General features: G+C 56.1%; 10 protein-coding genes and 1 pseudogene. 5 read left to right on the forward strand and 6 right to left on the reverse strand.

The window, feature by feature from the left end:
• Window positions 1-668 precede the first annotated feature (668 nt).
• Both ACEYDX_RS08090 and ACEYDX_RS08095 read left to right on the forward strand, forming a co-directional pair.
• Window positions 669-2,015 carry a sugar porter family MFS transporter gene (locus tag ACEYDX_RS08090; protein WP_373741512.1) on the forward strand — a complete coding sequence of 449 codons (1,347 nt, stop codon included), beginning with the start codon at window positions 669-671 and terminating at the stop codon, window positions 2,013-2,015.
• 65 nt (window positions 2,016-2,080) lie between these two features.
• Entirely contained in the window at window positions 2,081-2,962 is an 882-nt protein-coding gene (locus tag ACEYDX_RS08095; RefSeq protein ID WP_373741513.1) for a carbohydrate kinase, read from the forward strand.
• A 603-nt stretch (window positions 2,963-3,565) separates the two neighbouring features.
• Here the strand turns inward: ACEYDX_RS08095 and ACEYDX_RS08100 are convergent.
• From ACEYDX_RS08100 to ACEYDX_RS08120, 5 genes are all read right to left on the reverse strand, one after another.
• Entirely contained in the window at window positions 3,566-4,915 is a 1,350-nt protein-coding gene (locus ACEYDX_RS08100) for an AGE family epimerase/isomerase (protein ID WP_373741514.1), read from the reverse strand.
• A 715-nt stretch (window positions 4,916-5,630) separates the two neighbouring features.
• Window positions 5,631-6,779, reverse strand: coding sequence for a class I SAM-dependent RNA methyltransferase (locus ACEYDX_RS08105; RefSeq protein WP_373741515.1), 1,149 nt, complete (start codon window positions 6,777-6,779; stop codon window positions 5,631-5,633).
• A 382-nt stretch (window positions 6,780-7,161) separates the two neighbouring features.
• On the reverse strand, window positions 7,162-7,587 hold the full coding sequence (locus ACEYDX_RS08110; protein ID WP_373741516.1) for a hypothetical protein: 426 nt from the start codon (window positions 7,585-7,587) through the stop codon (window positions 7,162-7,164).
• A 48-nt stretch (window positions 7,588-7,635) separates the two neighbouring features.
• Window positions 7,636-8,451 carry an NUDIX domain-containing protein gene (locus ACEYDX_RS08115; protein WP_373741517.1) on the reverse strand — a complete coding sequence of 272 codons (816 nt, stop codon included), beginning with the start codon at window positions 8,449-8,451 and terminating at the stop codon, window positions 7,636-7,638.
• 90 nt (window positions 8,452-8,541) lie between these two features.
• Window positions 8,542-9,102 carry an adenine phosphoribosyltransferase gene (locus ACEYDX_RS08120; RefSeq protein ID WP_373741518.1) on the reverse strand — a complete coding sequence of 187 codons (561 nt, stop codon included), beginning with the start codon at window positions 9,100-9,102 and terminating at the stop codon, window positions 8,542-8,544.
• 318 nt (window positions 9,103-9,420) lie between these two features.
• Here ACEYDX_RS08120 and ACEYDX_RS08125 point away from each other — a divergent pair, with 318 nt between their 5' ends.
• Window positions 9,421-9,945 carry a hypothetical protein gene (locus ACEYDX_RS08125; RefSeq protein WP_373741519.1) on the forward strand — a complete coding sequence of 175 codons (525 nt, stop codon included), beginning with the start codon at window positions 9,421-9,423 and terminating at the stop codon, window positions 9,943-9,945.
• Between the two features lie 162 nt (window positions 9,946-10,107).
• Window positions 10,108-10,485: a hypothetical protein gene (locus ACEYDX_RS08130; protein WP_373741520.1), complete on the forward strand. Its 378-nt coding sequence runs from the start codon at window positions 10,108-10,110 to the stop codon at window positions 10,483-10,485.
• Between the two features lie 33 nt (window positions 10,486-10,518).
• Here ACEYDX_RS08130 and ACEYDX_RS08135 read toward each other — a convergent pair whose 3' ends face one another.
• Window positions 10,519-11,814 (reverse strand): hypothetical protein, encoded by a 1,296-nt coding sequence (locus tag ACEYDX_RS08135; protein WP_373741521.1) that lies wholly within the window; start codon window positions 11,812-11,814, stop codon window positions 10,519-10,521.
• Between the two features lie 483 nt (window positions 11,815-12,297).
• Here ACEYDX_RS08135 and ACEYDX_RS08140 point away from each other — a divergent pair.
• A pseudogene (locus ACEYDX_RS08140) lies at window positions 12,298-12,969 on the forward strand (aconitate hydratase B); the annotation flags it as partial.

Consider the following 12,969-nt stretch of genomic DNA (forward strand, 5'->3'; position numbering starts at 1 on the left):
CCGTAGGTACGGTTAGGCGGTACGCCGTAACCGTACGCAACGTCTGGAACACACACACTTTTTTCAGACGGCCTGATCCGGTTAACGGCTTTGCGTACGGTTACGCACCTTTCGGGTGCTAACCGTACCTACGCTACGCTGCAAACCGCAAAACCCGTAGGTACGGTTAGGCGGTACGCCGTAACCGTACGTAACGTCTGGGATACGCACACTTTTTTCAGACGGCCTGACACGGTTAACGGCCCTGCGTACGGTTACGCACCTTTCGGGTGCTAACCGTACCTACGATGCCGTATTTGGTGCAGCTTATTCATATGCAGCATCACGGCGGTTGCTTCGTCCGCCAAAGGCCGTCTGAAAACCGCCGCCGCACGCCCGTCCGGCCGCTCCGTATTTGCCGTGCGTCAAACTTCTGCATGACGGCGGGGCTTTTCCTTGCCAGTGGCCGGCTTTTAAAACATAATGCCCTCAACCTGTCCGCACAGTCCGGCCGGCGGGTTCGACACTCTTCAATAATAAAAGTCCTATGCCGTTCTGAAACTTTCTCCGGCAGGATTGGCACAATACCGGAAAACCGAAAGTTCCCCCCTTGCCGCGGCCTGCGGTGCGGGATTCAATGGTATCAAGGCAAATCTTGCTTGATTTTCAAAGAAAGTTGAGGACGCTTCATGAATCAATCCAAACTGCTATTCTGGTCCATCACGGTCGCGCTGGCTGGTTTCCTGTTCGGCTTTGATACGGTGGTGATTTCCGGTGCGGAAAAAACGCTGTCCGAAATGTGGGGCGGTTATACGCTCTTCGGTAATTCCGCCTGGTTCCACGGTGTCGTAGTCATGTCTTCCGCACTGTGGGGTACTGTCATCGGCGCGGTTTTCGGCAATATCCCCACCGACAAACTCGGCCGTAAGAAAACCCTGATTGTCATCGGCTTTTTATACGTTATCGGCGCACTCGGTTCGGCCGTGGTGTCCAACCCCTATCTGTTTGCCTTTTTCCGCTTTATCGGCGGCTTGGGCATCGGCGCGTCCACCATTGCCGCCCCTGCCTATGTATCGGAAATCGCGCCTGCGGAAAAACGCGGCCGTCTGGTGGCGCTTTACCAGTTCAATATCGTGTTCGGCATCTTGATGGCCTATCTGTCGAACACTTTGATCGCCGGTATGGGTTTGGGTGAAAACACATGGCGCTGGATGCTGGGCATTCAGGTTATTCCGTCCGTGATTTACACGCTGATGGTGCTGGCCGTGCCGATGTCGCCCGTATGGTTGGCAATGAAAGGCCGCTACGAGGAAGCGCGTGCGGTGTTGCAGCAGGTCAACCCGAATGCCGACATCAACGAAATCATCTCTGCCGCCCAAGCGGACAGAAAACAGACACAAGAAAGCCTGTGGCTGCCGAAATACCGCAAGCCCGTGCTGCTCGCTTTCCTGCTGGCCATGTTCAACCAGCTCTCCGGCATCAACGCTTTCCTGTATTACGCACCGCGTATTTTCGAAATGGCCCATTTGGAACAAAGCGCGGCATTGTGGAGCAGCGTGGGCATCGGCATCGTTAATCTGGTGTTCACTTTCGTCGGCCTGTCGCTCATCGACAAGCTCGGCCGCCGCCAACTGATGTACATCGGTTCGTTCGGCTACATCCTGTCGCTCGGTTTGGTGTCCGCCGCATTCTTCATGAACTGGCCGGGCATGGTGGTGGTGTTTTTCTTCTTCCTGTTTATCGCTGCCCATGCCATCGGCCAAGGCACGGTCATCTGGGTATTCATCTCCGAAATCTTCCCCAACCACCTGCGCGCTCAAGGTCAGGCATTGGGCAGCTCCACCCATTGGGTGTTGGCCGCCGCCATTCCTGCCATGATTCCCTTCCTGTTTAAAGAAATCGGCGCGGGCATAGTGTTTGCAGGCTTTACCGCAATGATGGTATTGCAGCTTTTGTTCGTCATGTTCATGATGCCCGAAACCAAAGGCGTGCCTTTGGAAGAATTGTCCAAATCACTGATTAAAGAAGACGCTTAACCCTTTAAAACCCAAACAGCCCTGCCGCTCCTGCGGCAGGGTTCCAACCGAAAAAGGAACAAACAATGAAAGTAACCGGCTTTGGCGAAGTACTGTGGGACGATTTTCCCAGCGGCAAAGTATTGGGCGGTGCCCCGCTCAACGTACTCGTGCGGCTGCAGTCGCTCGGCGTCGACTGCAGCATCATCAGCCGCAGGGGCGATGATGCCGACGGCGAGGAACTGCTGCGCCAGATTCAAAGCAAAAACGTCAACACCGACCTGCTGCAATGCTGCAGCGAACAGGCCACCAGCCTTGTGAAAGTAAAACTCGACGCAGGCGGCAGCGCATCTTACGAAATCGTTTACCCCTGCGCCTGGGACAGAATCGAAGTCGAAGAAAAAGCCCTGAAACGCGTGGCCGAATCCGATGCCTTCATCTACGGCAGCCTCGCCACCCGCGACGAAGTATCGCGCAAAACACTCGACAAACTGGTAGAACAAGCCAAATTCAAAATCTTCGACGTCAACCTGCGCAAACCCTTCTACGACACCGACCGCCTGCTCGAAGCCATGAAAAAGGCCGACATCGTCAAACTCAACGACGACGAACTGTACGAACTCTCCGCCGTTTACGGTTCCAAATACAATTCCATCGAACAGAACATCAGCTTTCTGGCGAAACTGGCCGGTGTGGACACCATGTGCGTAACCCTCGGCAGCCACGGCGCGGCGCTCTACCAAGACGGCAAACTCTACCGCCACAGCGGATTCCGCGTCAAAGTGGCCGACACCGTCGGTTCGGGCGACAGCTTCCTTGCCGGACTGACCTACAAACTGCTCAACCACGCCGACCCGCAGGAAGCCGTTACCTTCGCCTGCGCCCTCGGCGCACTGGTGGCCGCACACCACGGCGCGACACCCGAAATTTCCCTGCGGGAAATCGAAAGTTTCATGAATCCCGCCTGATTGTGCCGCCGTTCGGCAAAAGGCCGTCTGAAAATATTTTCAGACGGCCTTTCATGTTTTTGACAACCCGATGGTCAGCAGACCGAATAGTGGAAAACCACCATACAGTTACCCATAACCGTCATTCCCGCGCAGGCGGAAATCCAGCCGTAAACCATTAGTAACTTTTTTTCTTCATACATCGGTGAATAACAGCCATGGATTCCCGCCTGCGCGGGAATGACGGAGAGTAAAGTATCAACGCAATATCCGAACACAGCCTTATGTTTTACGCAATCCGATGGTTGGCAGGCTTAATCGCGGAAACCATCACACAGTTACCCCATAACCGTCATTCCCGCGCAGGCGGGAATCCAGCCCGAAACCATCGGCAACCCTTTTCCTTCATACATCTGTGAATATCAGCCATGGATTCCCGCCTGCTCAGGCATGACGGAGAATGAGGCATCGACGCAATCCGGACGCAACTACGGGAGAACCGCGATAAAACACGGTTTTTCGGCGGATGAACATCAAATTCCAATCTCAACCTATATCAAAGAAAAAGGCCGTCTGAAAAACGGTTTTCAGACGGCCTTTTGCCATTGCACATACTCTAGCGGTTTACCGGCGGCTCCAATCCGTTTCCTTTACCGCCGCCGTGATAAAACGGCCGAACGGCATCAACGGCAGCATCAGGCATTGGAAGGCATGATAGATGTCGGGTTTGCCCGACCAAATGCCGTCTGCAGGGCGGTTGTCGGTATCGAGCTGGTGATACCAGCGCCCTTCCCCTTCAATCAGGTATTGCGCGGCATAGGCGGTAAAGACTTCATACCAATAGGAAAATTCGTTGCCGATTTGCGCTTTTCCGTAACCTTGCGACATGCCTGCGGCCGGCACGGACGGTTGCTGCGCATCGGCGGACACGCCGTCCAGCGCGGCGCAAGCGCCTATGGCCTCGCACAACACCCAGTGCATGCGGTCGCGCACAATCGGGTTGCCCTCGAAATCGGTGGTGTAGACAAACCCTGCCGCACCGTCGCCGTGCCAGTTGTTCAACGCCTGCCGGAACAGGCCGAATGCGTCGGCAACATAGCCGCCGCCCGGCGCAACACCGTAGCGTCCGTTCATCACATGGGCATGGCATGCCAGCCGCGCCCATTCGAGCGCATGGCCGACGGTGGCTCCGTAGGGGCGGAACTGGTGGGCTTTGTCGTTTTCGTTGTAATCCCAAACGATGTTCCAATGCTCATCGAAATGTTCGGGAATGCGGTAGCGGTTCTGCCGGGACAAATCCAAGACGAAACCGAGTATCGAATTGGCACGGCGCAGCCAACGCGCGGCACGTTCGTCATCCGCCGCCGCACCTGCTTCCAACTGGGCATCGAACGCGGCCAGCGTGGCTTCGACGGTATGCATATTGGCGTTCACGCCGCGATACGGCTCGCTTTCGGAAAAATCGCGCGAAAACGATTCGCGCATTTTGCCCGCTTCATCGTCCCAAAAATAACGGTCGTGCACGCCGCTGATGATGTCGAACAGCTCCTGTGCGCGGCTGATGCCCGCAATCATGCCGCTGGATGCCGCCAGCAATACGAAAGCGTGCGCATAAGCGGTTTTGGCCGCGCCGCTTTCGGTGGGCACGGCGCGCCCGTTTGCATCGGGCAGGTGGCGCACGGCCTCGTAAAATCCGCCGTATTCCGAATCCTGCAGATGCGTCAGCAGCGCATGGATGCCATGTTCCGCCAACTCGCGGCTGCCTTCCACGCCCATCAGCGCACCGATGCTGTAAATGTGCGTCATGCGGCAGGTAATCCACGTCTGCACGTTTTGGCCGGTATCGACACCGCCGTTTTTATCGAGATAACCGAATCCGAACGGCACCTTGGCGGCACGGGCGAACTCGAGTAAGGCCACGCTTTGGCGGTAAAGCCATTCGCGGTGTTTGGGGGATTGCAACGCGTTAATCATGGTGTTCTCCTTTATTCGACAAACAAAACCCGCCTGCGGCACGGCCTGCCCGATGCGGCACACAACCGTTCCGGCACACCCGCCTCCCGCGGAATATCAACCATTTCAAATACATACATACATAAGATACAGCCCTACCCGCAGGCTAACGCGTTTTGCCTGCGGGTGTCAATTTCAGACGGCGTTTTGCCGTGTAGGGCAACATTCCGTAATTTTGCGGCAGGCAGATACGGCTCTGCCGCTTCCGCATCGGCTTTGCCATAAACGGCATGCACAACTTCCTGAACCAAAACGGGTTGCCCGTATCAAACCGCAGACTCCCGCCGCAACCTGTTCTCGCGAAGACAGGAACGGGAATAACCGGTGTTTTACCCAAACCCGGCCTTTCCGCATCTACCCGCAGGTACGGTTGCCCGCCGCAACGGACGTAACCGTACGCAACGGCAAAACAGCGGATGCCGTCTGAAACACCCCCGCTGCCAAGTCAACACACCTGATATTCCGAACGCCCGCTTCTGCATAAACACACACCGCCGTTCTCACGGTTACGCCGTCTGAAAACGTCGGCCACCGCCCCGCAACTGCCGTTGCCACACACGGTTTTCCCGAGACGGTATTCGGGATAAGCCAGGAAGTAAGCATCAACGCAATATCCAAACACCGCCAAAATACATAAGGCCGTCTGAAAAACATTTTTCAGACGGCCTCGATGTCTTTATTTCCCGCGATTGCTGCCCGCCACCATTTCGAGCAGGAACAGGCGGCAGTCGAGGTTGCCGTTAAACAGCGGGATTTTGCGTTTCGGACTCAAGCGCATCAGTTTCGGCATGTCCCTGTCGCCGGTAAACATCCCCACCGTCCAGCCCGCGTAATGCTGTTTCAACCAGGCACCGAGCTGCGGATAGAGTGCCTGCAGAGCCTGAACTTCGGCCAGCCGCACGCCGTAGGGCGGGTTGGAAATCATAATGCCGTTCTCGCCGTTGGGACGGACAGCCTGCGCGTCCCGGACATCCCAGCGGATCAGGTCGTCCACTTCCGCAGCCTGTGCGTTGGCAACGGCTGTGCGGATGATGCGGCGGTCGTTGTCGCTGCCCGAGATGGCGCAGGCCGTCTGAAACCTGATTGCCGTTTCGGCTTGGCGGCGGGTGCCGTCCCACAACGCCTTGTCGAAACCTTGGAGTTTTTCAAATCCGAAACGGCGCATCAGGCCGGGGGCGCGTTTCGCGGCAATCCACGCCGCTTCGATGGCGATGGTGCCCGAACCGCAAAACGGGTCTTGAAACGGCTGCGAACCGTCATAACCCGCCAGCAGCAGCAAGCCTGCGGCCAGGTTTTCGCGCAGCGGCGCTTCGCCCGTATCTTGGCGGTAACCGCGCTTGAACAGGGCCTCGCCCGAAGTGTCGATGAAGATTTCGACGGTTTGCTCGTCGATGAAGGCGTTGACGCGCACATCGGGATGGTGTTTGCCCACGTTCGGCCTTGCATCGTAAAGTTCGCGGAATGCGTCGCAGACGGCGTCTTTGATTTTCAGGCCGACGAAATCCAAACTTTTCACGCGCGCGCGCTTGCCTTCGATTTTGACTTTAAACGTCTGCTCCAGCGTAAACCAGTTCGGCCAGTTGATGTTTTTCGCCAGTTTGTAGATGTCGTTTTCGCTGCGGTAGCCGCCCTTGGTCAGCCGCAGCAGCACGCGGCTGGCGGTACGCGAATGCAGGTTGGCGCGGTAAACCTGTTCCAAACCGCCTTTGCAGGCCGCGCCGCCGTCGGTGGCGGCGATGTCCGTACAGCCCTGCGCGGCAAGCTCTTCGGACAATACGTTTTCCAAACCGCGCGGACAGGTAACGAAAAGGGAATATGTGGTCATGTGGGGCTTTCAGGCCGTCTGAAACGACGGAGACAATATCGGAACGGATTATAACCGAGTCGGAAAACCTCGGCGGGATTGGACTGCGATCCAGCCGGTTTATCGGCAAATGCAGCCTGCCGTTACTGCCGTTTTTCAGACGGCATTCGGGATAACGCGGATGTTCCGACGGGCTGTGTGCGGATACGGATAGTATGTGCGTAACGGATTGCGACATCCATACCGCCATTCCTGCGCGGGCAGTAATCCGGCTTTCCGTTGCAAGAAACTGCGTTGATTCATGCGGTTGGGGATATTAACTTCGGATTCCCCGTGCAAAGAAATAACGGTTGCAAGACGGCAATGCCTTCTTATACTTTTCGAGCACTATGTGCCGCCCGCCCTATTCCGCCGTAAAGGCCGTCTGAAACGTTTCGCCGCCGATACGGATGTCCGCCAGATAATCGTGCCTCGCCTGCACGCACACGGGCAGGCGGATTTGTCGTGCCGCCCACGTTCCGTCCGCTTCGCGGGTCAGCTTGTAGCGGTTGAAACCCATATCCATGTCTTTCATGGAAAAGCTGACCTCCGCTTCCGCCACATGGCTGGGCACGCGGGTCAATACAATATCGAACGGCTGCTTGGCATTGACGGTATCGCTGAACTTGGCGTGCACACCGTTGGGCAGCATGCAGCCCCGACGAACGTCGCACAAAGCCTGCCGCACCTGCGGCTGCTGTTGCTGCCACCAATACAGCGCGGCCAGTTTGACGGCAGCGAACACCAGCAGCAGAGCGGCAACGGTAAAGAGTTTTCTGTTTTTGGTCATAAGGTTATCCGTTTTCCGACAGAACGGTGTTTACGCTTGGCAACCGTTTCAGACGGCCTCTGCCGCATCATCCGCCAACAGCGCATGTGCGCCCAAAGCATGCCAGCGGCTGCGGTATTGTTCGAGCAATTTCGGCGGCGCGGCAATCACCAGCGGCAGGGATACGCCGTCTGAAAGAACAGCGTAGGCAGCTTCGGCAGTTTCCGCATCGTTTATTTGCCATACCGCTGCATCCGCATCCTGAATGCACGGCCATTGGTCGGCGGTTTCAATCACCACCCACACGCTCCCCGCTTCCGGCATTTTGCCGAGTTGGCGAAGTTTTTCTTCGCGAATCAAGATATTGTCGTGCTGCGGCTCTGCCGATTCAAAAGGCACGACGCGGTATTCCCCCATGCCGTTTTCGCCGTACAGACCCGTTTTCAGACGGCCTTTAAGCCTTGTCGGAACGGACAATGCTTTGAGCAGCGCACCGTTGGCAGGCAGCATCGGCGACACGGTAAAATCGCCCGCCTTCTGCCATGCCCACTGCTGGCCTTCGCGCGGCTGCAACGCGCCCGACCATTCGTGCGCCTCCACCCGCAAAAAGCGCAGATGCACGAGCGCGTGTTCGTAGCTGTGGATTTTGGTCAGCCACGGGCGGGCGGTATGGATTCGGATGCCGAGTTCTTCTTCAAACTCGCGCTGCAAGGCCTGCAATTCGGTTTCGCCCGCCTCGATTTTGCCGCCCGCAAATTCCCAATAACCCGCATAAGGCTTGCCTTCGGGACGGGAACTGAGCAGGAATTCGCCGCGCCCGTTCAAAACGATGCCTGCGACAACGCGGACAAGGGGGCGGGTATCGGAAAGGATGGTCTGGTTCATGGGAAATAACGGAAAACGGCTGGAATCGGAAAAAGGCGGACGACAACGGCACATCCGCCCTGTTTGTACGGGGTTTCGAACGGCTTGGCGTTACATGCACCCTTCGTTCTGGCACAAGCTGAACAGCGGCACGCCGCTTTCGCGGATTTTCTTGCCGCCGGGCAGGTCGATGAATTCAAGGATGGCGGCGGCTTCGACCACTTCGCCGCCGAGTTTGCGGATTAACTCGATACCCGCCAGCATGGTGCCGCCTGTGGCCACCAAATCGTCCACCAGCAATACGCGGTCGCCCCGGTGTACCGCATCGGTGTGGATTTCCACCGTGGCTTCGCCGTATTCCAGCGCATAGCTCTGCGATACGGTATCGAACGGCAGCTTGCCTTTTTTGCGGATGGGCACGAAACCGACGTTGAGCTGGTAAGCCAACGCCGCCCCGATAATGAAACCGCGGGCATCCAGCCCCGCAATCACGTCGATTTTCTGACCCATATAGCGGTACACCATCAAATCGACCAGCAGGCGGAAATAGGCCGCACTCTGCAATACGGGCGTGATGTCGTGGAACAGAATGCCTTTTTCGGGCCAGTTGGGGATTTTGCGGATTTTTTCGGCCAGTTCGGCAACGCCCATGGCGTCGGGGTGGAGCAGCATAGCGGTTTCCTTATTGAAAATATTCCTGATTTTACTGTGATTCCCGCACCGAAACAATTTCGCCGTCCGCCCCGTTCCGGCTTAAACCGTCCGCCGTTCAGACGGCCTGAAATTTTTACCTAAATTCAAAAGCTTTTGCATTTTGAAAATTCATATTGGAATCAAGGCATTCAGCGGTTTATCCGGTTTCAGGCGTTCCGCCACGCGCCTAAACCGCATAATCGGCAAGACAAAAACATTCTTCTCTGCTAATTTAAATGCGTTCCCGTCCGGCAACGAAACGTATGCCGGTTCACACAATCAACTTCGGAGTGATGTATGAAAACCCATTTGAAAACAATTGTTCCCGCCGTATTGATGATGACCGTTTTGTCCGCCTGCGGCAGTTTCGGCAAAAAAGACCGTCCCGCCGAACAGCCGGCAGCCCAAACCCAGCCCGCCGCGCAAGGCGTGCAAATCCGCCAGCCGCAAACCGTGCAGGTTGACTCCCTCGACGGCCGCAAAGAAGTGGCTTATCTCTGCGGCAACCAGCCCGTCAACGTGATGTACGGTTTCAAAGGTAACGAAGTCGTGGCCGCACAAGTGAAAATCAACGACCAACTCACCCCGGGAATGTTCCGCGTTATCGGCAATAAAGACCAAAACATGTTTACCGGCAACGGCATCACTTGGGTTGCCGACAAAGCCACCGCGAAAAACGTGGACAAGGTCAACGGCAACATGCTGACCCAGGAAGCCATCCAAACCGTAAACGGCCAACCCCAACAGGTTTCTCAGATTCTGGTGAAAGGCTGTGTTTTGGCCAAACCTGCCAAGAGCGCCAAAGCAAAAGCGAAAAAATAATCCCGCCGTGCTTTAACGTGTTTTATTTCGGCTATGTTTGCACGGTGTGTTGATTGATAAAAGACAAAACCGTCATTCCCGCACAGCCGCGAAATAAAACAGATACAATAAGGCCGTCTGAAAATCTTTTCAGACGGCCTTATTTATAGAAAAAGGATAACCGTGATATTACTTATCATGATTGTCATTGTAGTTACAGGAATCACCAACCTGATACTGCATTTGCGCCTCGACCGCTACGCAGGCGGGCTGATTGCGTATTACAACCATCTCGCCACCCGGCAAAACCGGAAAACCCTGTCGCCCGATTATTTTTCCGACCGGATGTTTTGGCGCGGTCTCCGCCGCAACGTTTTATCGGATTTCGCCCGCCGCCATCGGGAATTGTCGGAAAACGCCTTCGTCAGCACACAAGAATACGCCCGCCTGCGCCCTTTGCTGCTGGCGGTGTGGTTTTTGGAAGAAATCTTCCCGCTGCTGTTTCTCGTGCTGCTCGTTATCTACCATTTGGTTTTATCGTTTATGAAACAAGCCGTCTGAAAAGATTTTCAGACGGCCTTTCCACATACGGCATCAATATGCGGGTACAAACGCTGCAATCACGTCGTTCAAAGTCAGCGGTTCCCAACGGAAGCCGCTCCAGTCGGAAAGATGGTCGTACATCCGGTGGCCCTGTGCCAACTCGGACATCGCCGCCGATGCCGTCGGCACATACTCCCGAGACGTTACGCCGTCAATTCCGCTTTTTACCGCTGCATAAGCAGCCGCGGCTTCGGACGGCGCAGGAGCGGGAGTTTCCGCCGCTGCGATATCGACCGCCGCCGTTTCAACGCTGCTTGCCGTCGGAACACGTTCATCTGCAACGGCTACCGAACCGCCCGCAGTGGCAGGCATGCCGACGTTCATGGTGCCGGTTTGCGCATAACCCGCCCCGCCTGCGGCCTGTTCCGGCTCAACTCCTGCGGAAACTTGGCCGTTACCTGCTTCACGGTAATCTGCGGCCAATGCGCTGCCCGCATCATCCGCCTTACGGTAATCGGAAGCCTGTGCCGCGGAAGCGGGGCCTTCGGGCGGATAAATGGCCGGTTCGGCCGTAACCACATCCGTTTGAGACGAAGGCGAAATTTCCGCTACGCCTGCTGTTTGTGCGGCAGGCATTACCTCAGCCGCACCAGGTTGAACGGCAGGAGCGGCTTCTGCCACATCCGTTTGCACGGCGGGCGCTGCTTGGGCAACACCGGTGGTTTGAGCGGCAGGAACGGCTTGGGCGACACCTGTTGGTGCGGCCATATCCGTTACCGCACTACCGGTTTCGGCGGCATGCACCGGAACGGCCGTTGCCGACTGTGCCGTATCCGCCGCGACTGCGGCAGAAGATGCCGTTTCGGGAACGGTCGGCGCGGGCATTCCGCCTGCGGTTTCGTGCGCAACGGGCGACGGCGCGGCAGAAGATGCGGCAACACCGTTTGCCGTTTCTACGGCAGCAGGCACGGATGCAGATGCAGACAGCGGAATTTCAACCGCCGTATCGCCGAGCGTAGTTTCGGCAGCCTGTTGCGGCACGGCGGAAGCAGCTGCTTCCGCTCCCGCAGCACCGGCGGCAGGAGAAGCTGAAACGGCATCAGGCACGATATGATCCGCACTGCCGCCCGTATTATTGGATGCGAATACATCACCGCCCGATTGCAGATATTCGCTGAGTACGTCCTGACGGGTTTCAACGCCCGCACTGCGGCCTGCCACACCTTCGGCAGGGAAATCGGAACCGGCCGAAACAGAATCGGACACCCCGCCCAAGTCGGCAGCATGGCTGTGCGCACCCAAACCCAAAGCAAACAAAGCGGCAGCGGTCAATCGGTTTTTCTTCATGTTTTAACTCCCAAAAAAACAGAATCGGTATTCGGATGGAAAAGTCGTTAGGTTTTTATATCCGTATGATACCGCAAAATTTTTCAGACGGCCTGCAAAACTTTCAGGCCGTCTGAAAAAAAGGGCAGAATTTAATAGTATTCCAAAGATGCCGCACCATTCATAGACTGAAAGCCAATGGCCGTCTGAAAGCAGCCTGTCATTTTTTCAGACGGCCTATCCGTTTTTGGCTCCCGATGCAGCAGTTATCTGCTCCACTTCCCTCACGAATACTCCGCCTCCCAATCCAATAAAGTTACGCGGTACAACCCTTTCAAAAAGAAGCAAAAACACGAAAGGCCGTCTGAAACACTCTTTCAGACGGCCTTTCATAAAAATCCTGTTTGCTTTTGGCTGAAACTCGGCTATGATAAAACCTTTGAAAACCCAAACAGTTTTCAAAAAATTTCATCAGAAAAACAATGTATTGAAAAGGAACAAGAGATGTTGGAAACCTATCGTAAAGCGGCTGCCGAGCGCGCCGCACTCGGCATTCCCGCCCTCCCCCTCACTGCACAGCAAACCGCGGATTTGGCTGAACTTTTGAAAAACCCGCCTGCCGGAGAAGATGCTTTCCTGCTGGATCTGCTCGCCAACCGCATTCCTGCGGGTGTGGATGATGCTGCCAAAGTAAAAGCGTCTTTCTTGGCTGCCGTGGCTGAAGGCAGCGTTAAAAGCCCGATTGTCTCACCCGAATACGCCACCGAACTTCTGGGCACCATGCTCGGCGGTTACAACATCCACCCGCTGATTGAGCTTCTCGACAACGACAAACTGGCGCCGATTGCCGCCGAAGGGTTGAAACACACCCTCTTGATGTTCGATTCTTTCCACGACGTGAAAGAAAAAGCCGACAAAGGCAACCCGCACGCCAAAGCCGTGCTCGAATCGTGGGCCGACGCCGAATGGTTTACCTCGCGCGAAAAAGTGCCCGAAAAAATCACCGTAACCGTATTCAAAGTCGACGGCGAAACCAACACCGACGACCTCTCCCCCGCGCCCGATGCCTGGAGCCGTCCCGACATCCCGCTGCATGCTCTGGCCATGCTGAAAAACCCGCGCGACGGCATCAATCCCGACAAACCCGGCGAAGTCGGCCCCATCAAACTGTTGCAG

This window comes from Neisseria sp., assembly GCF_041804105.1.
Lineage (GTDB): Bacteria > Pseudomonadota > Gammaproteobacteria > Burkholderiales > Neisseriaceae > Neisseria.

Excerpts from the sequence above, each read along its gene's own strand:
- ACEYDX_RS08090 (WP_373741512.1), top strand. The coding sequence starts at position 669 with ATGAATCAATCCAAACTGCTATTCTGGTCCATCACGGTCGCGCTGGCT.
- ACEYDX_RS08095 (WP_373741513.1), top strand. The coding sequence starts at position 2,081 with ATGAAAGTAACCGGCTTTGGCGAAGTACTGTGGGACGATTTTCCCAGC.
- ACEYDX_RS08100 (WP_373741514.1), bottom strand. The coding sequence starts at position 4,915 with ATGATTAACGCGTTGCAATCCCCCAAACACCGCGAATGGCTTTACCGC.
- ACEYDX_RS08105 (WP_373741515.1), bottom strand. The coding sequence starts at position 6,779 with ATGACCACATATTCCCTTTTCGTTACCTGTCCGCGCGGTTTGGAAAAC.
- ACEYDX_RS08110 (WP_373741516.1), bottom strand. The coding sequence starts at position 7,587 with ATGACCAAAAACAGAAAACTCTTTACCGTTGCCGCTCTGCTGCTGGTG.
- ACEYDX_RS08115 (WP_373741517.1), bottom strand. The coding sequence starts at position 8,451 with ATGAACCAGACCATCCTTTCCGATACCCGCCCCCTTGTCCGCGTTGTC.
- ACEYDX_RS08120 (WP_373741518.1), bottom strand. The coding sequence starts at position 9,102 with ATGCTGCTCCACCCCGACGCCATGGGCGTTGCCGAACTGGCCGAAAAA.
- ACEYDX_RS08125 (WP_373741519.1), top strand. The coding sequence starts at position 9,421 with ATGAAAACCCATTTGAAAACAATTGTTCCCGCCGTATTGATGATGACC.
- ACEYDX_RS08135 (WP_373741521.1), bottom strand. The coding sequence starts at position 11,814 with ATGAAGAAAAACCGATTGACCGCTGCCGCTTTGTTTGCTTTGGGTTTG.